Here is a 26,300-nt window from a genome sequence, read left to right on the forward strand (position 1 = left end):
CCGATCCAAATCAGGCTCTGGACGCCCGACAGAGGCTAAACACCATGCCTGGCTCCCATGCATGATCCTTACGTACTCTTCCACCTGAGCGACATCCATTTCGGGCTTGAAGACCCGCGCGCGCTCGACTGGGTAAAGCAAGAAATCTCCAAGAAGCGTCCCGATGCGGTGGCGATCACCGGCGATCTGACGATGCGCGCCAGGCTGCGCGAGTTCGACGCGGCCTGCGCCTGGATTCGCGCGCTCGATGCCCCAGTCACCGTCGGGGTGGGCAATCACGACCTGCCGTATTTCAACCCGATCCAGCGCTTTTTCGACCCTTACCAGCGGATACAGGCGATCGCGGACAAGGTGGAGGTGGACATCAACTTACCCGGGCTTGCCATCGTGCCGCTCAAGACGGTGGCCCGCTGGCAACCGCGCCTGAACTGGTCGAAAGGCTGCGTGACCGACGCGGCGCTCGCGCATTGCCTCGCAGCGCTCGATGCGCTGCCCAAGGGGACCTGCGCACTGATAACCGCCCACCATCCCCTGCGTGAAGTGGGCACCAAAGGCACCGCGCTGACCATAAACGGCCAAAAATCCCTGACGGAGCTTGCCAAGCGCAAGGTACTTGCCGTGCTCTCGGGCCATGTCCATGACGCTTTCGACCTCACCGAGCAGACAGCGCAGGGGCCGGTGCGTATGATCGGCGCCGGCACCTTGTCGCGGCGCCTGCGCTCAACCCCGCCGAGCTTCAACGAGCTGCGCTGGGATGGCGAGCAGTTGAGCGTCACTGTGCGCAATCTCGGGGACCACGCCACGCCCGACATGATGATCGGCGATGTTCCCGAGGACGCGACACCTCCACGCAGTCCGCTCGAGCCGGTCGCCCCGGTCGAGCAGGTCCCGGATATCAAGCCGCCGGTGCATTGATCATGCTTGAGCAAAGGGTCGTGCAATGTCCATTAATCAAGCGCCAGATCTGATGATCGCCGACAGCATCGCCCCCCGCGCGCGACCTGACCCACGCGGCCACTCTGAGCAATGAATCAGGCAGGATCTGACAACGAAAGCAACAGGACGGCGAACCAGCCAGTGCCTGGGCGCAAGGTGACGCCGGGTGATGACCAGAGCGCATTCTGGTCCCGGAACGACGCAGGTGGTTCCCGCAAGAGGCGGGTACTGGCGGTCTTCAACCCCGCCGCCGGCGATGTGCCCGCCGCACGGGACGCCCAGACCGCCCTGCTCAGTCGGTTGCAGGCGGGCCTGGCTGCGCATGGTCTGCAACTGGAGCGAATCGCCTTCAACCCAGAGCGTTTTTCGCAAGTCCTGCAAGAGCGTCTGGGCGATGACCTGTGCGCCATTTTCGTCCTCGGCGGCGATGGCACCGTGCTGGCCGTGGTTGAGGCCTTGCATGGCGCTCAGATACCGGTAGGCATCCTGCCCGGCGGCACCATGAATTGGCTTGCGCGCGATTTGGGACTTCCTCCCGATCCCGAGCAGGCGCTAACAGCGCTGTTGAACCCCGCCTTGCGCCAGATCGATCTTGGCCGGGTCAATGGCCACCCATTTCTCTGTGCCTGCATGGTCGGGGTCGCCGCACTGCTCGCGCGCTACCGCGAACGCCATCGTCAGCAACCGCGCTGGCGGCGCTGGCCGGGATTGTTCTTGAGCGCACTGAAGTTGTGGGGGCGTTATCCGCATCTGCGCATGAGCTTGGTGACGAATGGTCAAATCCACCGGCTGCGCTCGCGCACTCTGGTGGTGGTCAACAACCGCGTGGAACCAGCGGTGCGTCTCATCCCAGGTCGCCCGCGTCTGGACGAGGGCGTGCTGGCGCTCTATGCCATGCGCCGCGCGACCCTGCCGCGTTTGCGCTCCCTGCTCGCGCGCTTGATGTCCGAGGCCTGGAGCATCGAGGATGTGCTTCTGACCGAGACGGGCACGAGCCTGTGCGTCGAGCTGCCCGGCATCAAAACCTTGCCGGTGCTGTTGGATGGCGAAATCCGGCGGCTGCAGGCGCCATTGCAGTTCAGTATCGAGGCCCGCGCAGTGCCGGTGCTTGTCCCGGCCAATTAACCGTAGGCAATACAGCCCTGCGCATCATCGCACCCTTGGGATGGGTCTGCCGCTGACGGCAACATCCTCGCCAGCCATTAGGCTGCTGTCGACACAATCTTCCTGATCTTCGCGGAATGTTCCAGCGCGCAGGTCCACTGATAGGCTTGTCGCAGACTCTCGCCCCAAGCATAGACCCCATGCGTCGCCACCATCGCAACCGGGGATGTGCCGAGCGCTGCGGCGACTCGCTCAGGCACCAGTGCGCAGTAGGCCTCGAAGCTCTCTGGAATGGGCACGATCGGCACCTGCGAAAAATAGTGCCGCCCTTCAAAATCGGCTGGCTCGAATGACTTGCCCGCGCAACTCGCGGCAATCGAATAGGCACCATGGCTGTGCAGGATGCCCTGCGCCTGCGGTTGACTTCGATACACCGCCTGATGCAATCCGGCATCGAAGGATGCGCCCGCGGGGATAGGTCCTTCCACCGAACAGGGCAGCAGGTCCTCTGGCCTTAGATCATCCCCACCGGCGCCGCTTGGCGTGATCAAAAATCCGGTATCCGTGCGAACTGAAGCGTTGCCAGACTGCGCATCATTAAAGCCGTAACGGCGCAGTAGGCGGTAGTAAAACACAAGCTGCTCGCGCAAGTCGCGCGGCGGCAGCCCGCCACCGCAGCCATGATCGGCGTGCCGGCCCCTTGCCATCGGTCCCTGTGCGGCTATTCCGATACGCGGGTTTTGGAGAAGAAAATCGGCAATTGCCTCGGGCTGGTTCAACGGCAACAGCGGCAGATTCACCGGCACCTGATCGGGAGCATCGCTCGCTACCGCAATCAGATCGGGATCATCGAAGTTTGAAAACGCGCAGCCTGAAGCGAGCCGATGCACTGCAATGCGCGGAAAGGAGGCCCCATGCCAGCCCTCGATCAGGATCAGGTCGGTCAATTCCGGGTCAAAGTGCGACAGCAAAGCCTCGAAACCCGGAGCACCCGTCTGCTGACCTGACGCGAAACCTTCCTGCAACAGTGCCCAGCGTTGGGATGAAGCGATAAGCACAGAACCTGCGCCGGCCGCACGCAGCCTGAAGCTGTCCTTGCCGGGCACATCCAGGTCGAAGCCATGATGGGCGTGCTTAAGATAACCCAGCCGCAGACCGCGGGCGCGCAGCACCGGGACCAGTTGCGCCAGCAGGGTTGTCTTTCCGGTACCGCTGGGTGCCGCGAATCCGACATGCGCAATGCCATGAGTCATGGCTTCGGGCCTCTGGCCATGCTTTTCCGCACGATAAAACACAGCCAGTTAAAGGGATACAAAATCAGTTTTCGGTTTTGGAACGAAATCCCTTGGCTGCTCTGCTCGAGATATGCGACGCCTTGAGCTCAGGCCGCACACTCGTAATCTGTTAACCGCCAGCCATTTCACCTTTGAGGATTTTGGGCGTCACGAAGATTAGCAGTTCCGTGTTAGATTCTGCTCGAGCCGTGGTCTTGAACAAATTCCCCAGCACCGGCAGGTCGCCAAGCCAGGGCACCTGCTCGCGACTGTAGGTCTTGGTCCCGTCAAATACGCCTCCTAGCACGATGGTCTCACCATTGTTCACTAGCACTGACGTCTCGACAGATCGCGTGTCGATCGGCGGGGTGCCCAGCACCTCCCGCGTCCAGTCCGGGTTATCCTTGTTCACGGCAAGGTCCATGATGATCCGATCGTCAGGTGTAATCTGCGGTGTCACGTCCAGTTGCAATAGCGCTTCTTTGAAGCTTACCGTGGTTCCACCGCCAAGTCCGCCAGCAGCCGATTGGTAGGGGATTTCCTGGCCCAGCTTGATGGTGGCCTGATGCCCATCCGAGGTGACCACCCGAGGTGCTGAAACAATCTCGCCGCGGCCTTCTTTCTGCATTGCCGAAAGCTCAAGCTGCAACAAATGGGAGCCGACTTTTCCGAGCAGGAAATTCACAGCGCCCGATGGGGTGTTTGCTGGCAGATTAACCAGTAGTGCCTCGGCACCACCCAAGTCAAGCCCGGAGTTATACGGAGCCTGCGGATTGGCTGCATTCGGTGACGGTGGATTCGTGGATGGGTTCTGATAAAAGCTGGTGTCATAAACCCCCATGAAAGGTCCCTTGTCGATCGTTTCAGAGCCTTCCAAATGACCATCCTGACCACCCGCGACAAGCAACTCATTGCTGCCTGATTCGCCCATTGAACCCGATATCCCAAAGCGCACGCCGAGATCCCGAGAGAAATTATTATCCGCAATCACCACGCGCGACTCCACCAGCACCTGTCGCACTGGGATATCGAGACGCAGCACCAGCGAGCGGATTTCTTCCAGTTTGTTTCCAGTATCCTGGACCAGCAAAGTATTGGTGCGCTGATCGACAGTCACTGCACCGCGCTCGGAGAGCAGGTTATTCCCCTCGGATTTGATCAGGGATGCCAGATCCGCTGCCTTGGCATAGTTGACCTGAATGAACTCAGAGCGCAGCGGAGCAAGCTCCTCGATCTGCTGCTGGGACTCAAGCTCAAGTTTCTCCTGTGCGGCGATTTCCTGCGTGGGCGCGACCATGACCACATTACCGGTCTGGCGCATCGACAGGCCCTTGGTTTTGAGCACGATATCCAGCGCTTGATCCCAAGGGACATTCTGCAGCCGCAGCGTGATGTTGCCGCGCACGGTATCACTGGCGACCAGATTCAGGCCGGTGAAGTCGGCGAGTAGCTGAAGCACTGCGCGCACTTCAATATCCTGGAAGTTCAGCGACAGTCGATCACCGTCGTAAACGATTTTTTCCCGCTCGAGTTGTTCTTTTTCGGCCGGTGTCAAGGCGCGAAACTCAACGGTGAACAGGTTATCGCTCTGGTAGGCCAAATAGTCGTAGTCTTCGGTCGTGTCGATCTTGACCTGGATATCCTCGCCTTCGGCACGCGACTCTACCGCGACCACGGGCGTGGCGAAGTCAACCACGTCAAGCCGGCGAAACAGCCGTTGCGGAAGCTGGGTGTTGCCGATATCAACCATCACCGAGGTGCCTTGCTCGCGCACATTCACGGGCGTGGTACTGGAAGGCAGGCTGATGATCACCCGCCCGGCGCCATCGGCACCGCGACGGAAATCGATATTCTTCAGTGCCGCGCGGCGGTTCGCGGTTGCCGAGCGCCCGAAGCGCGAGGTGCGCACGGCACCAATCTGACGCGGCATTTCAGCCGCGGTCGCAGCCGGCGGGATAGTTTCGCTGGCGGACTCACTGGCACCGGTGGGCTGCGCGGCCACCTCTGGCGTCGCGGCCGGCTCTTCCCCGGCAGCGCCTGGCCGCAGATCTTCCTCGGCGACATCTTCCGCCGTGATCACATTCGCTGGCGGCAGGTTCAGGCCGACGATGATGCGGTTGCCCTCAGTTCTCAACTCGTAGGGGACGGAATCGGCGAGGTTCAGCACCACTCTAGTGCGGCTACCGGCCTGAATGGCGTTCAAGCTCTGCGCCACGCCGATCTCGATCGGCAACTCCTTACTGGCAAGCTCGGTATTCACATCCGGCAGGTCGATGGCAATGCGCGCCGGATTGTCCGTCGCGAAATCCGTTGCCGTTGGCGGCGTGCCCGAGAAGATCAAATCCACCTCGACCGCATTCCCCGGCAAGGAGGAAAACTCGACGTCTTTGAGCACAGTGGCCGCTGCGGCTTCCAACGGCCACAGGAGGCCCACCAACAGAATCGGACCACAGCGTCTGCCAAGCGCCACGGCGGCGCGTCGAAACAGCCGCAGGTTGCACCCGCGGATAGCGTAATGATCTGGCGTGCGTCTGGTCATGGCGAAAATCTCCGGTCGATCATTCGCTGAGCTTGATCGATGCTTGGCGTTCAACCCATTCGTTCAAACCCTCGTTGACGAGTTCCGTCAACTGGATTCCCTGTTGATTAATGCTGGTCACGACACCGTAGTTGCGGCCCATGTAATTGCCGACCGTCACCCGGTGCAGAATGCCATCAGGGGATGTGATCAGCCCCCAGATGGTGTCGTTCTGATCTAAGGTCCCGACCATGCGCAATGAATCGAGCGAGTACTGCTCAAGAACTTCCTTGCGTCTCAGTGGGTCCGGCGCCAGCCCGCTGTCGCCAGCTGATTCGGGCGTGATCGCATCGACGCTCTGCTCGTCCATTTCAAACGGACTGCGCCGGCCGTCGTCCTCGTAAATAAAATTATCGATTTGCTTCATCTGCGGCACCGGTTCCAAGGGTGCCGGCCGACGTTCCTTGACGTCCTGGACGAAGTCTTGAAGCTCATTCATACGCGCATCACCACAGCCGCCGAGTCCGACTGCCGCAGTCAGCGCAATGGCAGACACCTGGCGGACTGAGATACTCATTGCAGTGTATTCTCTTCTAGGTAGCGATAAGTCTTGACGGTTGCATCCAGCGTGAGCGAATCACCTGGCCCCGCAGCGGCGCCGCGCCCGCGCCCGCCACCGTTATCACCCTGGATGGCGATGTTGTGGATCGTCACGATGCGCGGCAAGGCCGCCAAGCCGCTGACAAACTCCCCAAACTGATGGTACTGGCCCGTCACGCGGACCTTGATCGGATATTCCGCGTAGAAATCTCGCGCTTGCTCACCCGTGGGCTGGAACAGCTCGAACTCAAGTCCGGATGCGAGCCCTGTCTGAGACACATCGATCAGCAAATCATCGACCTCGGTCTGATTGGGCAAACGCTTCAGCATGGCGCCAAAGGACTCATCCATGTCAGCCAACTGCTGCTTGTAGGCATCCAGATTGGCAGCTTTCTTTTGCTTGGTCTCAAATGTTTGTTTCAGCTCGGTCTCTTTGCGCTCTGCCGTCTTCAGTTGCTCGATCTGCTTGCTGGTACTGAAGTGATACCAGCCATAGCCCACGGCCGCGCACAGGAGCAAAATGATCACTGCCTTGACCGGAACCGGTGCTTCGCCAAGATTATTGAAATCGAGCTCGTTCAGTTGATTGAGATCCATGCTGTTTCTCGATGCAATTTTTCTGGAATCTTGGCTGCTGAAATCGTGGGGGCTGCTGTCTTGGGCAATTGAACCCGCTGCAATGTCTCTGATCTAACCCGCTTCGCCCTGCCCGTCCTGATCGTCTTTTTTCTTGCGCTGCTGCTTGAAGCTCAGGCGAAAATGCGAAAGGCCCGTGCCGGTCTGGTCTTTGTTCTCAATGACCAGCAGTTGCGGCGAGCCGATCCATTCGGAATCCTCAATATTGCGCATCAGCGCCGAGACCCGCGCGTTCGACTGGGCGCGCCCCTGAACCGTGATATTGCCGTCGTTTTGCTTAAGGTCGACCAGAAAGACCCCTTCTGGTATGGCGCGGACCAACTCATCGAACAGACGAACGATCTCGGGCCGACTCTCCTGCAGGGTTTGGATGATCTTCATCCGCGCAAGCAGGTCTTGCTTGCGGGACTCCAGCCGATCGATCTCCTTGATGATCTCGTCGAGCTTGCGAATCTCTTCCGTCAGATACTCGTTGCGCCGGTTCTGACTGTCGATCATGCTGGAAAACTGCATTTGCACGGCGAAGCCGGCAAGCAGGGTTACGACCACGCCCGCGATGATGGCCGAGACGAAGTCACGCTGGCGGCGCTGGCGGCGCTCTTCGCGCCACGGCAGGAGATTGATTCTGGCCATTAGTTAAACCCTCGCAGCGCAAGCCCGACAGCAATCATCATGCCGGGTGCGGCCCGCTCGAGGCCGTTGCGATCGACGTTCCGCGCCAGCACCATATCCTCGAACGGATTCGCCACTTGCACCGGAAAACCGAGCCGCTGCTCGACCAGGTCCGCGATGTCCGGCAAGCGCGCTGCGCCTCCGGCGAGGATGAGCTGGTCGGTGCGACCGAAACTACTCGCGGAGTAGAAGAACTGCAGCGCGCGACTGACCTGCTGCGCCAACGCCTCCTTGAACGGACCTATGACTTCGGTCTGGGCATTTTCCGGCAGCCCGCCTTCCGACGACGGCAAATCCAGCTGATTCAGCCCCGCCAGCGCCTGCTCGCGCGAGAGGTCGTAGCGGCGCTCCAGGTCGTCAAGCAACTGATTGCCACCGAAGTTCTGCTCACGCGTATAGACGATGGTGCCGCCATTGAGCACATGCAGGGTGGTGGTGGTGGCGCCGACATCGGCCACCGCGATGGTCTTGGATTCGAGCGCCTCGTCGATGTTCGCTAACTGCAGCGCGCAGGCGTTCTCCATCGCGTAGGTCTCGATATCCACCACCTGGGCTGTAAGCCCGGCCAATTCGAGTGCCGCGACCCGGTTATCGACATTCTCGCGCCGTGAAGCGGCGAGCAGCACATCGACCATGTCCGCCGAAATAGTGGAAGTTCCCAGCACATCGAAATCCAGGTTAACTTCCTCAAGCGGATAAGGGATGTACTGATCGGCCTCGAGCTGAATCTGTGCTTCCATTTCGCTTTCAGACAGCGCCGAGGACATGGCGATGGTCTTGGTGATGGCTGCCGATGCCGGCACGGCTACTGCCGCCAGCTTGGTTTTCGAGCGCGAGCGGGCCAAGGCTTTTTCGACGGCTGCGCCGACCACTTCGACATCGGCGATTTTCTTTTCCGTCACCGCGCCGGCTGGCAACGGCTCCTGCGAGAAAGCCTCCACGCGATACATGCCGGCCGAGTAACTGCCGGTGCGCGTCAACTCGACCAGCTTGATTGAGGTGGAGCTGATGTCGATGCCGAGAATGGACTGTTTCTTGCGGCCTAAATTGAACATGGCATGCAGCGGCGCTGAGAATCGCAGACTTTGAAAGGTTGTTTCGAGTTTAGATTATAAAAGCGTCTTAAACAAGTGCACTAGCTGGACTTTTTTTCTTGTTGGTTCGAGTATAGACCAAGTTCAGAAGTCTGTAAGGCTTGATCGGAACCCGCTGTTTCTGGCCCACGAGCGCGACAGCCCTGCCTCCCAAGCCGGGTTTCGGCTTGCGCGCCGCCGCCGCTCGGTGCAGGATGCTGCTTGAGCCAACCAGATCAGCCGCGCGAGCTGACACTGTCGCGACAACACCAGCGCGATGCACCATGCCCCGAAAGCACTCCCACAAACGCCAAGCGCAGCCGCAGCCTGCCGGCAAGAGCACCCGCCGACAGTCACCCCAACTGGCGGCCCAACGCCAGCAGCTTGCCTACGCAGCGGCGCGGATTATGGTGGACGAGCATATCAGTGCTTTCGAGCACGCTCGACGCAAGGCAGCCGAGCGCATGGGCATCAGCAACCGACGGCTGTGGCCCGACAACGAAGAGATTCAACAACGGCTGTTGGAGCAGCAGCGGCTCTTTGGTCGGGAATCGCACCAGCGCGAATGGCGCGAGTTGCTGCAGCAGGCGCTGAACGCGATGCGGCTGTTCGATGCGTTCAGCCCCCGCCTGGTCGGACCCGCCCTGGCTGGCACCGCGACTCGCGCACAAGGCATCGAATTACAGGTGTTTGCCGAGAGCACCGAAGAGGTGATATGGACCTTGATTGATCGGCAGATACCCTGGAGCCCGGATCAGGCGCAGTTTCGTTACGCTGGCAATCAGCGCCTGGACCACCCCATTGTGCGCTTCGTGGCGGGAGCAGTGCCGATCCAGGTCGATGTGCTGCCGCCAAACGCCAGACGCAATCCGCCACTCGACCCTGTCTCCAACCGGCCTCAACGCGGCGCGAGCCACAGCGAAGTTGAGACACTTCTGGACGAAATTCCATAAGATTCAGCGAATCACACAGAAGGACATCAAGATGCGAAACACCAGAACCCTGCAAACCCTTTGCGCTCTGCTGATGCTCCTCGGCGCCGTGACTCCCGGTGCGGCAGATCCGGTGACGGACCAAATCGACGCTGCTTTGCAGGCCTATCGCGAGGGCGAGTCCAGGATCGCCATTCAGGCGTTGCAATTTGCCGCCGCGCAGATCGAGGAGCAACTGGCCGAGCAACGCGCCCTGCTGTTACCTGAGCCACTCAAAGGCTGGAGCGCGGAAGCGGCGGACAGTACTTCCGGGGGGCTCATTGGTCTGTTGACCGGTACCAGCATCTCTCGCAGTTATCGCCAGGACGAGAGCAGCGCACGCGTTGGCATCACAGTCACGGCCGACTCGCCGCTGTTGGCGATGATGAACATGCTGATGGCCACCCCCATGTTGATGCAGGCGGAACCCGGCACCAAGCCCTACAGCTTCGGCGCCTATCGCGGCATGCTGCAGACGGACAGCAATGGCGACGCTCAGCTATCCCTGATGCTTGGCACCCGCATCTTGCTGCAACTTGACGGCAGCGGCGGAGCCACGAAAGATATGCTTGAGGCCTATCTGAAAGCCATTGATCTCAAAGCGCTGGAAAAAGCGCTGATCGGCTGAGTACGGGGCAGCAGCAGCCCTAGGCCCAGGCCCACTTTGCGATCAAGCAGCCCGGAGCCTGCACGTCAGGAAATCAAGCGCTTGAGATACTTGGCAAACTCTTCGCCCAACTCGGGATGCTCGAGCGCCAACTCGACCGTTGCCTCGAGGTAACCCTGCTTGCTGCCGCAGTCGTAGCGCTTGCCGACAAAGGGATGGGCAACGACGAGTTCCTTTTCGAGCAAACGCGCGATCCCGTCGGTAAGCTGAATCTCACCGCCAGCACCAGCCTCGGTCGCCTCCAGCTCGGCAAAGATCGTCGGGTTGAGCAGATAGCGGCCGACCACCGCGAGATTGGACGGCGCGCGAGAAGGGTCCGGCTTCTCGACAATTGACGTGACCCTGAGCGATCCATCCGCCTGACGCTCGGTCTCGACGATACCGTATTTGTTGGTCTCGCTCGGCGGGACCTCCTCCACGCTCAGCACGCTCGCTCCGGTGCGCGCGTGAACCTCGGCCATCTGCTCGACCACACCCGGGCCGCCCGGATTGCGGATCAGGTCGTCCGCCAGCACCACCGCGAAAGGCTCATTGCCAACCACGGGTTTGGAACAAAGCACCGCATGCCCCAGGCCCAAAGCCTCTGCCTGGCGCAGGTAGATGCAGTCGACATGGTCCGGCAACACGCTCTGGACAATTTTCAGCAGCTTGGTCTTCCCCGCCCGCTCGAGCTCGATTTCCAGTTCATAGGCCTTGTCGAAATGGTCTTCGATCGAGCGCTTGCTGCGCCCGGTGACAAAGACCAACTGCTCGGCACCGGCTGCTTCCGCCTCCTCGGCGGCGTATTGAATCAAAGGCTTATCGACAACCGGCAGCATTTCTTTGGGGCTCGCCTTGGTTGCCGGAAGAAAGCGGGTTCCAAGCCCCGCTACTGGAAATACCGTCTTGCCAATGGTTGCCATAATGACTCCTGAAATCTGTTACAAATGGGCTGCTGCCATTGAATTCGTATTTTATGCGATGCGGCGTTGTCGCAGCGGTGCCGCATCAGTGACCAAAGGGTCAGGTTCGACCGCTTTGATACTCCCCCAATGCTTGCAACTCGGGCACTGCCAGTGCAGTGCCCGCGCCTCGAAACCGCAATGATCGCACTGATAGGCTGGTCGCGCGGAGAGCAAATGCCGCACCACACCGAGCACGATTTCCGCGCTCGAATCGACCGCCCCACCCTGCTCACGCTGCTGACGAACCCGCAGCTCAAGCAAACGCTCGGCACCGGCCAGATCGGCATGCTCGCGCAGGTAATGGATTAAGAAAGCCTCCGCGGCCCCGGCGCCCTGCTCACGCTCGAGCGCCTCGGACAATTCCAGCATCAGCGGCGGGCTGGGTTGTGCCTGGAACAATTCGCTAAGCTCGTCTGCCACGCGTTCATGGCCAAGCTGGTGATAGCAGTCAAGCAAACCTGGCAGCATGGCCGGCACATAGCGAGGACCGCGTTCGACGACGCGCGCATAGAGGCCGAGCGCCGCCTTCGCATCACCACTTGCCATGTCCATCTCGGCCTGAAGCAGACTCGCGCGGATGCAGTCCGGATCAGCTTGTTGGGCGTCAGTTAAATGCCGTCGCGCCGAGCGACTATCCTGCTCGCGCAGGCATTGTTCGGCCAATTCGCAGTGGAACTGCGCAATCTCACCGCGCAACGGGGTCTCGCCGGCCGCTTCGAGCTGCTGTGCGGTTTCAAGACAGCGCTGCCAGTCCTTTTCTTGCTGGTAGATGTCGATGAGCGCTCGCAGCGCCGGGCGAACCTGCAGTTGGGTTTCCGCAAGTTCCAGAAAGAGACTTTCCGCCCGGTCCAGCAGACCGGCGCGCATATAGTCCAGCCCCAACTCGTAGAGTGCAAAGGCACGCTGCTGAGCGGTCAGCTTGGGTCGCGCGACCAGATCCTGATGAATGCGAATCGCGCGATCGACTTCACCGCGGCGACGAAAAAGTGCCCCCAGCGCCAGATGCGTTTCGGCCGTTTCGCGGTCAACCTCGGCCAGCTCGAGAAAAACATCGATCGCCTTATCCGGCTGCTCGTTGAGCAGGTAATTCAGGCCTCGGAAGTATTCCGGGCCCGGACCACAACCCGCTGCGCGCTTCCCGTCGCCACGCCGTCCAACCCACCAACCAGAGGCGGCGGCAACCGGCAATAGCAGAAACAACCATTCCATCAATAAACCCCGGCGGCAGTGGTCGAACCCCGCCCGCAAAACCCGCGTTGCCCGTATAATACAGGCAAGCGCCCGAGGTCGCATCGCCGTTTCCGAATCTCTTTAAGAAAACGTTGCTCCTCAAACGAAAAACCCAGTCCACCTCCAACCGGCTCTTGGCGCCAACCGCGACCAACTGCTTCACGGCGGTTTTTTCGCCTTCTTTAGATTTGGCTGCAAACTCCAGTTGCTGGCCTGTGTTGATGATTCCGCCCGCATGGAGGCACGCTCGATGCCGACCTCTACCAGACAATTTCATTGGTCCGTTAATTGGTCCGTTCTTTGGCCCTTCGCCCGCTGGCTGCCGCAGGTAACGGCGCAGGATCTGCGCGCCGATATGCTCGCCGCGCTGACCGGAGCCATCATCGTGCTGCCGCAGGGCGTCGCCTTCGCTACCATCGCCGGCATGCCGCCGGAGTATGGGCTCTATGCCGGCATGGTGCCCGCCATCATCGCCGCCTTTTTTGGCTCGTCCCGTCATCTCGTTTCAGGGCCCACCACAGCGGCATCGGTGGTGCTGTTTTCTTCGCTGTCACTGATGGCGGCGCCAGGCACGCCGGATTATGTCGCTCTGGCGCTCACGCTCACTTTCATGGTCGGGGTGATCGAGCTCGCCCTCGGCTTCGCCCGCCTTGGCGCACTGGTGAATTTTATTTCCCACTCAGTGGTGGTCGGGTTTACCGCTGGCGCTGCGTTTTTGATCGCGGCCAAGCAGTTGAAGCATTTCTTTGGCATCGAAATGGACAGCGGCGGCCATTTCCACGACATCCTGATCGAGTTCGGCCGCCATGCGGTGGACATCAATCCCTATGCGACTCTGGTTGGGGTGATCACACTTGCGGTCGGAATCCTGGTGCGGCGATGCATACCGAAGTTCCCGTACATGATCGCGGCGATGCTGTGCGGGAGTGTCGCGGCTGTGCTCTTCGATCTCGTACTTGGCCCCGAGTACACGGGCATCGCCACCGTCGGTGCCTTGCCAGCAAGCCTGCCGCCACTGTCGACACCGGACTTCTCACTCAACCATATCAAAGAGCTCGCCCCTACCGCACTCGCGGTGACACTGTTTGCGCTGACGGAGGCTGTTTCCATCGGCCGCTCTCTGGCTGCTCGCGGTGGCTATCGGATCGACGGGAATCAGGAGTTCATTGGGCAGGGGTTGTCGAACATTGCCGGGGCGTTTTTCTCGGGTTATGTGGCGACCGGTTCGTTCAATCGCAGCGGCGTGAATTTCGAAGCAGGCGCGCGCACCCCGCTAGCTGCGGTATTCGCGGCACTCTTGCTGATGGTGATCGTCCTGCTGGTGGCCCCGCTGGCCAGTTACCTGCCCAAGGCGGCCATGGCCGGCGTGCTCTTCCTGGTGGCCTGGGGGCTGATCGACCGCAAGGAAATCCGCCACATACTGCATGCTTCCCCGCGCCAGACCGCGGTGGTGGGCGTGACCTTCTTCTCGGCGCTCTTCCTGGAGCTTGAATTCGCGATCTTTGCCGGTGTGCTGCTCTCGCTGGTGCTTTACCTTGAGCGCACATCCAAACCGCGCATCGTCACCCTGGCCCCCGATCCGCGTCTGCCCAAGCGTGCATTCTCCGATGAGAACGAAGTAGTCCAGTGCCCACAGGTGAGGTTTATTCGCATCGACGGCTCGCTGTTTTTCGGCTCGGTCGCGCATGTGGAGCGGGCTTTCGACATTCTGCGGGCACGTTTCTCTGACCAGAAGCATCTCGCCATCATGGCCGACGGGATCAACTTCGTCGATCTCCAGGGCGCGCAGACACTGCTTGATGAGGCGGACAGGCGGCGTCAGGCAGGCGGCAGCTTGTATTTAATCAACGTCAAGCCCGGCTTGTGGGAGAGGCTCGATGCCGCGGGCTGTCTCGACGCCATTGGGGTTCGCAATGTTTTTCAGTCGAAGGAGGCTGCCGTTCGGGGCATCTATCAGAAGCTAGATCGCACCCTTTGCGAGACCTGCGAGAAGCGGATTTTTATTGAATGTGGGCCACCGCATCATTTCTTAGTCCCGGCGGCCAAGGGTAAGACACCAAGCAGTGGTGGCGGCACGACAAGCATGACCTAGCCGCCGACTTTACGCAGACTGATCCTATGCAAGGGGGCGCCGGAGTTTCACTGCCGTATGACTGACGAAGGATCATCGAATATGCTGCAACCGTGCGGTGTTAGAGGGCTTTCCATCGCCCCGATGCTGGATTGGACTGACCGGCATTTTCGCTTCTTTGCTCGACTGATCAGTCGGCATGTCTGGCTCTATTCAGAGATGGTAACGACCGGGGCGCTGATTCATGGGGATCGCGCCCGGTTTCTGCCCTTCGATGCGACGGAGCATCCGGTTGCACTGCAGCTTGGGGGCTCTGATCCAGCCGATCTGGCACGTTGCGCGCGCTTGGGGGCGGACTGGGGCTATGACGAGATCAATCTGAATGTCGGTTGTCCGTCGGATCGGGTTCAGAATGGACGCTTTGGCGCTTGCTTGATGGCGGAGCCCGGACTGGTGGCGGATTGTGTCGCGGCGATGAAGGATGCTGTGTCGGTGCCGGTTTCAGTGAAGACACGTATTGGCATCGATGACCGCGACAGCTACGACGAACTGGCCGATTTTTCCGGCAAGGTCAGGGCTGCGGGCTGCGATTTGCTGATTTTGCATGCGCGCAAGGCCTGGCTGCAGGGCTTAAGTCCGCGTGAGAATCGGGAGGTGCCGCCGTTGCGCTATGACGTGGCGGTGCGGCTGCATTCAGATTTCCCTGATCTGCCGCTGGTGCTGAATGGCGGCATCACCACGCTTGAACAGGCGCGGCATTGGTGCGAGCAGCTTGATGGGGTGATGATTGGGCGCGAGGCTTATCAGAACCCCTGGTTGCTGGCGTTGGCGGATCGGGAGTTGTTTGCTGATCCGCATCCGCTGCCGAGTCGCCATCAAGTCTTGGAGCAGTTCTATCCCTATGTGGAGCGGTGCCTTGCCGAGGGCGTGCCTTTGAACAGCATCAGCCGACATCTGCTCGGGCTCTTCAACAGCTGTCCGGGCGCGCGGCGCTGGCGGCGGGTGCTGAGTGAGCAAGCGCATCGGGCCGGCGCCGGCGTGGAGGTGCTGAGGCAGGCCGCGGCGCAGGTGGTTGAGCCTGAGGAGCATGCTGCGGCGGCCGCAGCCGGCTGAATGACTCCGCTGGCAGGTGGCGGTCTGCACTGGTTGCGGGAATAGTTACCTGAATTGCATGGAATTCCGGCTCATCTTTAGTCGCTCTGCAATCGTCATCACCAAGCGCAATGACCCAGTATCTCGAAGGCTTTCCGCCGATCCTCGGCCCTGTCCCGCAGGTGCTGGTGTTGGGTTCGATGCCGAGTGCGGCATCGCTGCGGGAGGGGCAATATTACGGCCACCCGCGCAACGCATTCTGGCCCGTCATGGCGCGACTGTTTGGCTGGCCGAATGATCTGCCTTATGCGAAACGCTGCGCGGCGCTGGCCGCGCGCGGGGTGGCGCTTTGGGATGTGATTGGCCGTTGCGCGCGCAAGGGCAGCGCCGACGCGGCTATTGAGCCTGACAGTATTCTGGTCAATCCAATCGCTGGCTTGATCGCGGATCAGCCCAGCTTAAAAGCAGTGATTTTCAATGGTGGCACCGCGGCACGCGAGTTCAACCGGCGCGTTCGGCCCGCGCTGGCGCATCAGGCATTGCCACACTATCAGCTGCCGTCGACCAGTCCGGCAATGGCGCGCCTCACCCTGGAGGGGAAAGTCGAGGCCTGGCGCATTCTGCGCGATCTCCTCGCCGACAACTGAGTGCGTTATGCCGGCGCGTGGAGTACGTTGGCCGCTGCTACCTGACCTGCCCGCTGCGCACAAAGGGCGAGAGTGCGAGCAGCGCATGCGCTTGGCTGACCGCCTCCTGCTTGACGGGACGCTTGAGATGCCGGCTCCAGCGCACCGGAATTGCTGCTGGCCCGTGCAGCGCGCCAGCGATCATGCCGACGATGGCGCCCGTGGTGTCGGCATCGCCGCCGCGGTTGACGGCTTCGATCAGTGCACTCTCGAAACTGTCGGTGGCGAACAGCGCTTGAAAGACGACCTTGAGCGTGTCGACGATATAGGCACTGGGGTTTTCGAGCCGTTTGCGCTCAAAGCCGAAACGGCGCTCCTGCGCCACCAACGACTCGGCCAGCAGCTTGAGCCCGGTCTTGTCGCCGCCAAGGATCGCTGCCTGCACCATGCGGATGACGCACAGGGTGCCGGCATCGGAGAGGATGTGATGGTGGGTGACATGAGCCTGGATCCGATTGGCCTGATCGACCGCTTCGATATCGGCACCGAGCGTCGCCAAGGCGATCGGCAGACAGCGCATGCAGGCGCCATTGCCGGCGTCGTAGTCGTTCTCGGGCATTTCGGTTTCGCCGGTTTGGCGAAAATGCGCGATACCGCGGCGCACGGTGTTGCCAATGTCGACCGGCTTGGTGCTCATCCAGTCGCTGAACGCCTCGGCGGCAGCGGTTGCATCGACACGGCCCGCCTGCACGATGCTGCGTCCAAGCGCCAGGGCCATTTCGGTGTCGTCGGTGACCTGCCCTTTGCGCAGCTTCAGCCAGCCGCCGCCGATCATCTCCTGATGCACGCGATATTCGGCCTGAATTTCCCGCGGCATCATGAACTCCACGGTGGCACCAAGCGCATCACCTACGGCCAGGCCGAGATAGGCGCCGACCGCGCGACGGCGGATCAGCTCGCCAGAGTCAGCCTTGGCGAGGAACAGGGCTTCAGGATCAAGGACCGAAACAAGCATGATAGTCGACACACTCCCCGCAACTTGGCGCGCGACAGGTGTAGATACCCTCGGACTCGCACAACTGTTTGTAGAGAAAGCGTTTCCACTTCATATCCTTGATGTTGCGCGCAGCCAGACCAGGAAAGTTGCGCTGCATCAAGGCTGTTAGCTCGGAGCGATCCCACAGCCCCAGATCCTGCCACAGGTGATCGTCCCCGCAGCAGCCAACGGCGACGATGTGCGCCATCCACACCTCGGAGGGTGAGTCGCCGGCTTTGTCCATCAACAGGATGCGCACCAGATCGGCGACTTCATCGAACCGCTCCGGTGCCAGGCGCGCGCCTGTCGCGACTGCCCCGCCAAGCTCCACGCCGGGAAAATGCCAGCGCATCAGGCAGCCGAAGGCGGCAGGCTCCAAGCCCAGCCAGTCGGGCAGCGCGCCCAGACCGCTGCACCGGCTGGCAATCATGCAGGCAAAGGCACGATCGTTACCGCGACCGGCCGCATGCTGCATCAACCGGCTGAAGCGATCGGGCGCGTCGCGCGCGTCATCGATACCAAAAGAACCGATCTCCGGCACCGGACGATGGGCCTCGCGCGCCGCAACCGCTGAGACGCTGGCGCGCACCGGAGGAGACACGCTGGCGCGCATTGGATCAGTACTCCACGAGAATGTCTTCGTCGCGGACGATCATCTGGCAGGCCAACCGCCATTCGCTTGGCATGTCGTCCACATGCAACGCGTCGATCTGATCCTGGGTCAGCTTGCCGAGTTCCTTGAGGACGTTCTGCTCCTTGTCGGTCAGGAAGTAGCCCATGCGGTCTTTGTTGTCGACACTGGTGACCCGCACCAGACAGTGCCCGCACTCGCCATCCTGGCAGTCAAAATTGACCGGGACCTTGTTTTCCTTGGCGAGTTTCAGCAGGGTCTCGGTGTGGCTGCCGGCGACTGCGTAGACGGTCTTGTCTTTGAAGTCGGGGTTAGAGAATGTCACTAAAGCCATCGTTTCGATGCTCCATCAATTTCAAGCGGTAAGACGGGGGTATGGATTAAGCAGGCTTGACTGTGCAGTCGCCGATAATCTGCGCCTGGCAGGCCAGACGGTCATGACGGCTGGCCATGTTCTCGCGCAGGACTTTTTCCTCCAGCACCGAGGGCTCGGTCAGATTGTTCCAGCCTTCCGTCACATGCATCATGCAGGTGCCGCAGTCGCCCTCGCGGCAGCCGTAGATGATGCCAGCGCCGATTTTCTCGGAGACGTCGATCACGCGAATGCCGGCTGGGACATTCACGGTCTGGCCGATGTCTTCGAAAGTGACTTTTGCTTTTGCCATGGGGTTTTGACTCCTGTTTGGTCGATTTAAAAAAGGTATGTGCTCGCCACACGGCGGTTGCGCTTCGCGCGCATCCGCTCGGCGGCGGGTCTGAAGACTCAACGCGCCTGAATCGCCGCCTGTGTCTGCTGCCAGATAGCCGGGGGAATGCCAGTCAGCGAGCCGGGCGGATTCACCGGCGCGCCGCTTGGGTCGAGAATGGCGCCTTCAATCGGGCAGATACTGGCGCACTGGGGTTCGGCAAAGTCGCCTTCGCAACCGGTGCAACGGGCTGAATCGATACGGAAATGCGGTTCAGCGGCAAACACCGCCTGGCTTGGGCACAGGGGTTCGCAGGCCCAGCAGTTCACACAGTCGTCTGTAATGCGATAGGACATTTGGAAGACTCCCCAATGCGGACTTCAGGCCGAGAGCGCGCGGCCCGTCGTGTCGGTGTTGGTTTCATGCGCGCCAGGCCAATCGGAATAGGCGTTTGCAAGTGCCGCGGTGATTGCCGCGCCGGCCTCCGCCGTCAGCGGACGGATTCCGGCGGCTTCCAGTTGCTGCCAGGCATCGAAGCCGATCCGCGTGCACAGCACGGCATCACAATCATCGAGGGCAGTGATCGCCGCAGGCTTGTCCGCACCCGCGGCGCCTTCATTGCCAGCTTGTAGCTGGGCAATGACTTCACGCGTCGCGATTTGCCGGGCACCCTGGGCGTCGAGCCGGTAGATCAAAAACGCGTTCGCCTCAGTAAAGGCCTGATCAACTGCACGTCCGTCACCACTGGCCACAGCGACTTGAAACGCCTTTGCACTGGAAGCGACTTGGGCGTTACCCACATCCGCGCCGGTCAAGCCAGGCTTCGCCTTGGTGGTGCGCGTTAGGCGATCAAGCGACACCAGAACGCGCGACGGCTGCGCGGCTGCGCGGTTGGCTTCGATCTCCTTATGCACCTGCCTGCGGCGCTCCATCGCGGCGGCGTGGTCGATCTCCAGCTTGTCGATGCGCTCAAGGGTGAATTCGGCATGGCGATCCTGCCCCAGCATGCCGATGGCGTCGGCGCGACATTGGCGGCAGTGACTCATGATCTCCATGTCGTTCGCGCATTGCTCCTGCACGGCTTTGAGCTCATCCGCCGTGGGCGAGCGCTGCCCCATCAGGCCGAAGAAGGTGCCGTGCTCAGGCTCCGCAATCAGCGGCATGATGTTGTGCAGGAAGGCGCCTTTTTCTTTGACAACGCGGCTGACTTCAGCGAGATGCTGATCGTTGACACCGGGGATGAGCACCGAGTTGATCTTGACCAGCACGCCCCGTTCGGCCAGCATTTCGAGGCCCTTGAGCTGTTGATCGATCAGAATGGCGGCGGCCTTGGCACCGCGGATACGCCGATGCTCCCAGAAGATCCAGGGATAGATCTGCGCGCCGATCTCTGGATCGATGCAATTTATCGTGATGGTGACGTGGTCGATGTTGTACTTGCACAGCTCCTCGACATGCTGCGGCAGCATCAGGCCGTTAGTCGAGACGCACAGGCGGATATCCGGCGCCTTGTCGGTCAAGGCCGCAAAGGTCGCGAAGGTGCGCTCGGGATTGGCCAGCGGATCGCCCGGCCCAGCAATGCCGAGCACTGTGAGCTGCGGAATCTCTGCCGCGACCGCCAAGGTCTTTTTGACCGCCTGCTCGGGCGTGAGCAGTTCGGAGACCACGCCGGGGCGGGACTCGTTGGAACAGTCGTACTTACGGTTGCAATAATGGCATTGGATGTTGCATGCAGGCGCCACCGCCACATGCATGCGCGCATAATGGTGATGCGCGTCTTTCGAGAAGCAGGGGTGATTGCGGATTTTGTCCTGCACGTTCACCGGGCCCGGTGTTGCTGCGGGCGTCTGCTCCCCGCACGCACTCTGGCGAGTGGATACGCTTGGGCTCTTAGATGCTTCTGTAATGTTGGATGCTTTTGCACTGGCTCCACCGCAGCCAGTCCCCGAGCCGTCCCGGCTGCCGTCGCAGCTCGCACCCGATGCGACCGCGCGATCTGAAGACTGACACCGGCTCCGTACAGCACCGGACGGATCAACAACCTTTAACTCCATGATGCCTCCCGTCGAAATCGACAGCACCGCCACGCAGCGCCTGAAACGCGAATTACAGGCATCAATGCAAAACGCATGCCCACCATTGCGCAGCGAAACAAAAGCTGTAATTCAATGTCTTGCAAACGCTTGAACGGGACCTTGTCGCAAGCGCGACAGGTCCTGATGGGCCTTTGTGCGATCCGCGACCCGCGCCGCAGGCGGCCAATCGCCGCGCTCGTGCTGCTGCTCGCCGCAGCCCCGGCGTGCGCCCTGCATCAGGGAAAGGTCGACATTGGGGGGCAGTATCCAGCGGTGGTTAAGATCGCGACCGAGGCTGACGGCAGCCTGTGCAGCGCAACCAAAATCAGCGCGCATTGGCTACTTACCGCGGCCCATTGTCTGGTGGAGCCGCAAAGCGGCGAGCTGCGGGAGGCGTTTAAACCCGGCGGTGAAATTCTGCTGAGCAACACCCCGGTGCAGCGCTCAGCCGATGACGCGCATCCCGTGGTGATCGATAAAGCACACCTGGCACCAGCCTATGCGCGAGGTCTGCAGGCTTTTCAAGCCTACAAGCGTGATCGCTTGGCTGCGGCGCGCGAGCGCGAGCTTGACGCCTCGGCCATGCCGACGCTAAGCCCAGAGGCGGCGCTCGAGAAACGACTGCGGCTGCGCTATCACTTCGCGGCGCGCTATCCCGATGTGGCCTTACTGCGGCTACGCACCGCCACGCCGGATATACCCACCCTCGCCGTTGAACCCAAGGTACCGGATGCGGACACTGAAGTAACTTTGGTCGGCTATGGTTGCGCCGCGCCCGGTGCCGATTCAACTCACCCGATGCGACGTGTTTGGGGGACGACCCGAGTGATCCGCGCGGATGCGATCAACTTCTACACCATGGGCGGGCAAATGCGCGAGGGCGCCCCATCACTGTGCCCTGGCAACTCCGGCGGGCCGGTGCTGCACAAAGGGCGGGTGATTGGAGTCAATACGGTGGTCTATGGCCTCAATGCAAGGCACGGAGCACGGTCCAACATGGCCGTCAACCTTGCTCCACTGGCCGACTGGCTCGAGATGGCGCGATGAGCGCAGGGGCTGCCAACGCAGTGCGCGGCCCGCATTGCACGGGCCGCGCGTTTGTAATGTTGAACTGCCGCCAGCGGCGATTACGGACGCCCGTAGGGAGCTGCGGGCCGAGCGACTGACATGAGATTGGAGTGGACAGGTCCGGCGGGGTGCGCATTCGCGCGCGCCTCGACCGGCGGCCGCGGCTTTGCTTGATCCGCGGGTTGGTCGGCCGGCTGATCAGGCGCTTGCCCAGGCGCGTTGGAACCGGCATTGCTCAGACTCTTGCCGCTGTTTTTCAGGCCTTCCAGGTCCTGCAGCTCAGCGATGCGCTCGGGTGAGTAGGCCAGCTCGGCAAAGTCCATGACGCCATTCGGATCGTGGCATTCCTTGCACTCGCGCCCCTTGCCATTGATGCCGTGATTGACCATCAGGGTGCCCATCTGGCGCATCCAGTGGGGCTCGACATTGACCAGCTCGCCGTCATCGGTCATCGGGAAGTGCGGCGACCAGCCTTGCATGACTCCGAAGTAGTACATGAACTCATCCATCATGTAGACCTTGAAGGGCGTCTGATACATGCGCTTGACGATGGGATCGCTGATAGCCACCTTGACCGCGGCCTTGGGGTCGCCAGTCTCATAGTAGGTCGAGTAGTCGAACGGCAAGATCATGGCGCCGAAGGGGCCTTGGTTACCCATGTCCTCATACATCATGGCATTGAAGACTTTGAACGGATAAATGCGGCTTTCGCCTTCGTTCATCGCCACTTTGAGGTTTTTGTCGATCATCTCGCGGCGCTTGGCGAGCATCTCTGGCGTGAGTTGGCTTAACGGATCAGTCGCCTTCCTGACATAGTCATCGACGTCGATGTCGGGATAGGTCTCTTTGAGCTTCTCAGCCGCGGCGCGAATCTCAGCGAGTGCTTCCGGATCATCGATTCTGACCATCTGGTTCATCAGCGGATTGTAGGCACCGGTGCCCTCGGGATTGTTGCCGAGCGCATTGGCCAAGAAGGTGCCGTTGCCGTTGAACCACAGGAACTTAAAGCCTTTGCCGGGCTCACCGGATTGATAGATGTCGGTGTATTCCCAGACGCCCTCCTCTGCATTCCAGGTCGGATGCACCCAGTCGCGCAGCACCACGCTGTTGTGCTCCAACTCCTTGATGTGGCAGGTCTCGCAGGCCATGCGGGCGATATGGCCATTGAGCAGAGCCTTGTCCTCGGAGTTGTTGTGCGGTGCCTCGGTGTGGCAACTGGAACAGGTCACGTCCTTATCCGGCAAGTCGTTGGCGACCAGATCGACACCCATGCGCCCGCGCGGGATCTTGTGGCCTTCTGGCTCATGGCAGTCGGTGCATTGAATACCGGCAGCGGCATGGACGTCGTCTTGCGGACTGAAGGGATTACCGCGTTTGGCGCCATGGTGCAGCAGGCGCTGGTTTTCGTCGCCCAACTGGGTGGCGGCAAAGTTATGCGCGTAGATGTCACCGCCCATGTTGTGTTGATGACAGCGCAGGCAGTTGTCGCTGCGGATCTCGGCCACGGTCAGGGCCGCACGCATGCTGCGATCCTGGTTCCAGCGGGTGCCCTTGTCGTCCTTGAGGACATAGCGCTTGTTCATGTCATAGGTGCGCGAGTGGCAGATCAGGCAGTCGATGCCCTGCTTCGCCATATCGGGCACGTCGCCGATGGGCATCATCTTCTCGGTGGCGGGCTGGTAATTGCCGCCGATGTGGCACTGACCACAGCCCTCGCTACGCATCTCGACTTCGCCCCCGGCGCGCTCCGGGCGGCTCTCGACCAGCGCGGCCCAGCCAGTCCAGGTGAAGCTGCCGGGGATGCCGCAGGCACGGTCGATCTTGCCGACTGGAATCTTGTGCGGGCCGGCGTTGACCTGACGCCCGTCGTAGCCATAAGTCGAAAAGCCACCGCCGGAAGTCTGGAACTTAAAATGCACCGAATTGACGATGTCCTCTAAGGTGTTGACTGTCTTGAGCTCGCCCTCGCCGTGATTGACGGTGATGGTTTCATGGCAGCGCAGGCAGGTTTCCGGTCCGACGTACTTGCGAATGCCGGCCTCACGGAAATACTCGATATGCTTGGGTTCCACCTCGCTGACGAAGGATGGGGTATTCATCAGCATCTCGATCTTGACTTTGCGCGCGAGCGGGTCCTGATCCTCGCGCACCACCGCAGCGGCTTTGTCGTAGCGCGCTTCCTCGCTCAGTTCGCGTGCGAGGACTTCGAACTCGAGGTCGGTCAGTTCCTGGCTGCTGCTATAGCTGAGCGGCGCGTTGGTCTTGCCGACGTAGGCATCGAAAAACAGCGGATATAAAAATTTGTACGCCAGAATGACCGCAAGCAGCAGACCGCCGATGATCAAAAAACGGCGTTTGGACTTGGGGCTGACAAGTGTTTCCGTCAGGGTGCTCATGTTTGCTTCTCTTCAGTCAGGCGCGCCAGTCTCGCGCGGTGCCAGTGGATCATTGAATCCCGATTTGCGACTTAAGTCGGACAGTCGCGTTGCGGGGAAATTCAGTGATCCGTCTCCCGATGCCAACCTGTGAACATCGCCCGCAGATTGGTCAGGATGGTTTCGCCAGTTGTGATGATGTACATGTGAACAATCAAAAACAGAACCAGGAAATACGCCAGGGTCAAATGCGCCATAGCGATGATCCACAGGGTTCCAATACCGAAAAGCGTTTCCGGCAGGTACACCGAATACAGAAATGACCAGCCGCTGATAATTAATAGCGGCATCAGGGCATACATGACACCGATGTAGCTCAGCTGCTGCAAGGTATTGAGCTTTTCTTCTTCGGTGACATGAAAGGGATGCGGCGCATTGTGGAAAATGCCATAGCCGTAATAGGTCATCTGGGCGAACAAGCGCTTGAACAGGCCACGGAAGCGTACCCGGTAATGTCGCCCATTGGTGGTGAACAGATTGCCGAGCACGAAAACCACCCAGCTGATAGTCAGCAGAATGCCGGTGGCGTTGTGAATCGGCACTGCGGTATCGAACGGCAGCAGCCAGGGCATGCCGGCGAAATGCATGCTCGCGCCGGTGACCATCAGCACGATAAACAGCAGCGCGTTGAGCCAGTGCCACAGGCGCAGCCACACGGGGTACAGATAGAGTGCGCTCATTGCTTGTCTCCTTCGCTCGCAGCAGCCTGTTGTTCGCGTAACGCGCGGTATGCCCGATAACGGCCGTAACCATGGCCAGCCAGGACGAGAACGGTCAACCCGATGATGATCAAGGCGAGAAGATCGATCAGCGAATTGCGGCTCATGCCAACCACATAGGCATCATTGAAGACCGCCTTGGCAAAGAAACCGCGGCTTTCGATGTCCTGCTGCGAACGATACTCATACAGCCTGGCCAACAGCCCCTGCCCCTGGGTGTGGCAATTGACGCAGTTCACGTTGCTTTGCTCGGCACTCAGAATCTGGTGGGACACTGGCCGGCCACTTTCGCTCAAGGGGGTATGACAGTCGAGACAGCGCACAGACTCCCAATGCTTGCTGGGGTTGGGCAGCCAGGAGTGCGACAGGCTAAGCGGATCACGCAGGTCGTCGTGGCAGGACATGCAGATCTGATTGTCATAGGCCACGATGTCAGGAATCTCCCGCCCCAACAGGGAGGCGCGGAAGGCATGCGGATCATGGCAGGAGTGGCAGTTGAAGCCTTGCGCCTCCGGGTCATCAGACATGGCATGGACGCTGGCCTGATACTCCTCGTTGATCAGGCTGAAATCGAGCCTGTCGGTATTTTCCGGATGATCCTCATGGCAGGCAACGCAGTTAAGCTCCGCCGCCGAAAGCTCCGGCGGATGGGGATAGCCTTGGTAGTCGCCCCCATGGCATTTGCTACAGGCCAGATCGCCATGCACCGAGTGCCCGAACAGTTCCCGATCGACAGCAAGATTGACGATCTCCCCGGTCTCCGCGTCGCGATAGCCGAGTGTTGCCATCCCATGGCAGCGCAGGCAGGCGCGGTTTTCCTCCGCAGCTTGCGGGTCAGGGGTCTTGAGCGCAGCGCCCTGCTGAGCCGCTGGCGTTGCAGATATTTGACCCGCAGATATTTGCCCCGCGGCCGGACCCGTTTCCAGACCCACTACCGGACCGGACGCCGATGCAGGGGCTGAAGGGTTAGCACCTGGCTGCGCCATCAAGGCGCCGGCATGAACCAACATGGCCGATAGCGCTAACAAGAGCCAACCGGTCCTGCCACTCGGCACCATTGGGCCCCGGCGCGGATCGCGAGTTTTTGTGTGGTTTTTCTTCATGATCGATCAGCTAACAGAAAACTGTCCCCCAAGATCGTAATTGTTCGAGACCGGGTTCGGGACGGTCCAGGCTCCCGCACACCCCATACACAACGGTCCCCGGCGATTCTTTCACTTTGACGATAACGCCAAA

Annotated in this window: 25 protein-coding genes; 8 read left to right on the forward strand and 17 right to left on the reverse strand. The window is 60.7% G+C overall.

Annotation, left to right across the window (positions count from 1 at the left end; translation table 11 throughout):
* The first annotated feature begins 57 nt into the window (after window positions 1-57).
* Together Thiosp_RS19295 and Thiosp_RS19300 are read left to right on the forward strand one after the other, a co-directional pair.
* Window positions 58-915, forward strand: coding sequence for a metallophosphoesterase family protein (locus Thiosp_RS19295; RefSeq protein WP_201063866.1), 858 nt, complete (start codon window positions 58-60; stop codon window positions 913-915).
* 162 nt (window positions 916-1,077) lie between these two features.
* Window positions 1,078-2,061 carry a diacylglycerol kinase family protein gene (locus Thiosp_RS19300; RefSeq protein WP_201063868.1) on the forward strand — a complete coding sequence of 328 codons (984 nt, stop codon included), beginning with the start codon at window positions 1,078-1,080 and terminating at the stop codon, window positions 2,059-2,061.
* Between the two features lie 77 nt (window positions 2,062-2,138).
* On the opposite strand, the gene mobB is transcribed toward Thiosp_RS19300, so the two are convergent.
* The 6 genes from mobB to pilM all read right to left on the reverse strand — a co-directional run bounded on the left by mobB (window position 2,139) and on the right by pilM (window position 8,795).
* On the reverse strand, window positions 2,139-3,293 hold the full coding sequence (gene mobB / locus Thiosp_RS19305) for a molybdopterin-guanine dinucleotide biosynthesis protein B (RefSeq protein ID WP_201063870.1): 1,155 nt from the start codon (window positions 3,291-3,293) through the stop codon (window positions 2,139-2,141).
* Window positions 3,294-3,444: 151 nt separating this feature from the next.
* The gene (gene pilQ, locus Thiosp_RS19310; RefSeq protein WP_201063872.1) at window positions 3,445-5,853 is read right to left on the reverse strand and encodes a type IV pilus secretin PilQ; all 2,409 of its coding nucleotides are present in this window, start codon (window positions 5,851-5,853) and stop codon (window positions 3,445-3,447) included.
* Between the two features lie 19 nt (window positions 5,854-5,872).
* Window positions 5,873-6,331 (reverse strand): pilus assembly protein PilP, encoded by a 459-nt coding sequence (locus Thiosp_RS19315; protein ID WP_323696616.1) that lies wholly within the window; start codon window positions 6,329-6,331, stop codon window positions 5,873-5,875.
* Between the two features lie 74 nt (window positions 6,332-6,405).
* Window positions 6,406-7,029, reverse strand: a complete 624-nt coding sequence (locus Thiosp_RS19320) for a type IV pilus inner membrane component PilO (RefSeq protein WP_201063876.1) — start codon at window positions 7,027-7,029, stop codon at window positions 6,406-6,408.
* Window positions 7,030-7,122: 93 nt separating this feature from the next.
* Window positions 7,123-7,701 (reverse strand): PilN domain-containing protein, encoded by a 579-nt coding sequence (locus tag Thiosp_RS19325; protein WP_201063878.1) that lies wholly within the window; start codon window positions 7,699-7,701, stop codon window positions 7,123-7,125.
* Entirely contained in the window at window positions 7,701-8,795 is a 1,095-nt protein-coding gene (gene pilM / locus Thiosp_RS19330; protein WP_201063879.1) for a type IV pilus assembly protein PilM, read from the reverse strand. Before pilM ends, Thiosp_RS19325 begins: the two co-directional genes overlap by 1 nt.
* Before the next feature lie 302 nt (window positions 8,796-9,097).
* Here pilM and Thiosp_RS19335 point away from each other — a divergent pair, with 302 nt between their 5' ends.
* Window positions 9,098-9,766, forward strand: a complete 669-nt coding sequence (locus Thiosp_RS19335; RefSeq protein WP_242518285.1) for a hypothetical protein — start codon at window positions 9,098-9,100, stop codon at window positions 9,764-9,766.
* Window positions 9,767-9,797: 31 nt separating this feature from the next.
* Window positions 9,798-10,412: a hypothetical protein gene (locus tag Thiosp_RS19340; protein ID WP_201063880.1), complete on the forward strand. Its 615-nt coding sequence runs from the start codon at window positions 9,798-9,800 to the stop codon at window positions 10,410-10,412.
* 65 nt (window positions 10,413-10,477) lie between these two features.
* Here Thiosp_RS19340 and galU read toward each other — a convergent pair whose 3' ends face one another.
* Window positions 10,478-11,353, reverse strand: coding sequence for a UTP--glucose-1-phosphate uridylyltransferase GalU (gene galU / locus Thiosp_RS19345; protein ID WP_201063881.1), 876 nt, complete (start codon window positions 11,351-11,353; stop codon window positions 10,478-10,480).
* A gap of 51 nt (window positions 11,354-11,404) precedes the next feature.
* Window positions 11,405-12,604: a lipopolysaccharide assembly protein LapB gene (gene lapB, locus Thiosp_RS19350; RefSeq protein ID WP_201063882.1), complete on the reverse strand. Its 1,200-nt coding sequence runs from the start codon at window positions 12,602-12,604 to the stop codon at window positions 11,405-11,407.
* A 271-nt stretch (window positions 12,605-12,875) separates the two neighbouring features.
* On the opposite strand from lapB, the gene Thiosp_RS19355 reads away from it, so the two are divergent.
* From Thiosp_RS19355 to Thiosp_RS19365, 3 genes are all read left to right on the forward strand, one after another.
* Window positions 12,876-14,717 (forward strand): SulP family inorganic anion transporter, encoded by a 1,842-nt coding sequence (locus Thiosp_RS19355; protein WP_201063883.1) that lies wholly within the window; start codon window positions 12,876-12,878, stop codon window positions 14,715-14,717.
* A 123-nt stretch (window positions 14,718-14,840) separates the two neighbouring features.
* Window positions 14,841-15,809 (forward strand): tRNA dihydrouridine(20/20a) synthase DusA, encoded by a 969-nt coding sequence (gene dusA, locus Thiosp_RS19360; RefSeq protein WP_242518297.1) that lies wholly within the window; start codon window positions 14,841-14,843, stop codon window positions 15,807-15,809.
* Between the two features lie 110 nt (window positions 15,810-15,919).
* Complete coding sequence (locus Thiosp_RS19365; RefSeq protein WP_201063885.1) at window positions 15,920-16,435, forward strand: DNA-deoxyinosine glycosylase; 516 nt, start codon at window positions 15,920-15,922, stop codon at window positions 16,433-16,435.
* Window positions 16,436-16,472: 37 nt separating this feature from the next.
* On the opposite strand, the gene draG is transcribed toward Thiosp_RS19365, so the two are convergent.
* The 6 genes from draG to nifB all read right to left on the reverse strand — a co-directional run bounded on the left by draG (window position 16,473) and on the right by nifB (window position 20,590).
* Complete coding sequence (gene draG, locus Thiosp_RS19370; protein WP_201063886.1) at window positions 16,473-17,429, reverse strand: ADP-ribosyl-[dinitrogen reductase] hydrolase; 957 nt, start codon at window positions 17,427-17,429, stop codon at window positions 16,473-16,475.
* On the reverse strand, window positions 17,410-17,925 hold the full coding sequence (locus Thiosp_RS19375) for a nitrogen fixation protein NifQ (protein ID WP_242518298.1): 516 nt from the start codon (window positions 17,923-17,925) through the stop codon (window positions 17,410-17,412). Before Thiosp_RS19375 ends, draG begins: the two co-directional genes overlap by 20 nt.
* 142 nt (window positions 17,926-18,067) lie before the next feature.
* Window positions 18,068-18,415, reverse strand: coding sequence for a 2Fe-2S iron-sulfur cluster-binding protein (locus Thiosp_RS19380; protein WP_201063890.1), 348 nt, complete (start codon window positions 18,413-18,415; stop codon window positions 18,068-18,070).
* A 46-nt stretch (window positions 18,416-18,461) separates the two neighbouring features.
* Complete coding sequence (locus tag Thiosp_RS19385; protein WP_201063893.1) at window positions 18,462-18,746, reverse strand: 2Fe-2S iron-sulfur cluster-binding protein; 285 nt, start codon at window positions 18,744-18,746, stop codon at window positions 18,462-18,464.
* Between the two features lie 98 nt (window positions 18,747-18,844).
* On the reverse strand, window positions 18,845-19,123 hold the full coding sequence (locus Thiosp_RS19390) for a 4Fe-4S binding protein (RefSeq protein ID WP_201063895.1): 279 nt from the start codon (window positions 19,121-19,123) through the stop codon (window positions 18,845-18,847).
* Between the two features lie 24 nt (window positions 19,124-19,147).
* Window positions 19,148-20,590 (reverse strand): nitrogenase cofactor biosynthesis protein NifB, encoded by a 1,443-nt coding sequence (gene nifB / locus Thiosp_RS19395; RefSeq protein WP_323696617.1) that lies wholly within the window; start codon window positions 20,588-20,590, stop codon window positions 19,148-19,150.
* Window positions 20,591-20,935: 345 nt separating this feature from the next.
* Here nifB and Thiosp_RS19400 point away from each other — a divergent pair, with 345 nt between their 5' ends.
* Window positions 20,936-21,889: a trypsin-like serine protease gene (locus tag Thiosp_RS19400; protein WP_201063899.1), complete on the forward strand. Its 954-nt coding sequence runs from the start codon at window positions 20,936-20,938 to the stop codon at window positions 21,887-21,889.
* Window positions 21,890-21,969: 80 nt separating this feature from the next.
* Here the strand turns inward: Thiosp_RS19400 and Thiosp_RS19405 are convergent, their stop codons facing one another.
* From Thiosp_RS19405 to Thiosp_RS19415, 3 genes are all read right to left on the reverse strand, one after another.
* Entirely contained in the window at window positions 21,970-24,306 is a 2,337-nt protein-coding gene (locus Thiosp_RS19405) for a cytochrome c3 family protein (protein ID WP_242518287.1), read from the reverse strand.
* A 101-nt stretch (window positions 24,307-24,407) separates the two neighbouring features.
* Window positions 24,408-25,025 (reverse strand): cytochrome b/b6 domain-containing protein, encoded by a 618-nt coding sequence (locus tag Thiosp_RS19410; RefSeq protein WP_201063901.1) that lies wholly within the window; start codon window positions 25,023-25,025, stop codon window positions 24,408-24,410.
* On the reverse strand, window positions 25,022-25,852 hold the full coding sequence (locus tag Thiosp_RS19415) for a cytochrome c3 family protein (protein WP_242518293.1): 831 nt from the start codon (window positions 25,850-25,852) through the stop codon (window positions 25,022-25,024). Before Thiosp_RS19415 ends, Thiosp_RS19410 begins: the two co-directional genes overlap by 4 nt.
* Window positions 25,853-26,300: the final 448 nt, after the last annotated feature.

The sequence above is a fragment of the Thiorhodovibrio litoralis genome (genome assembly GCF_033954455.1).
Lineage (GTDB): Bacteria > Pseudomonadota > Gammaproteobacteria > Chromatiales > Chromatiaceae > Thiorhodovibrio > Thiorhodovibrio litoralis.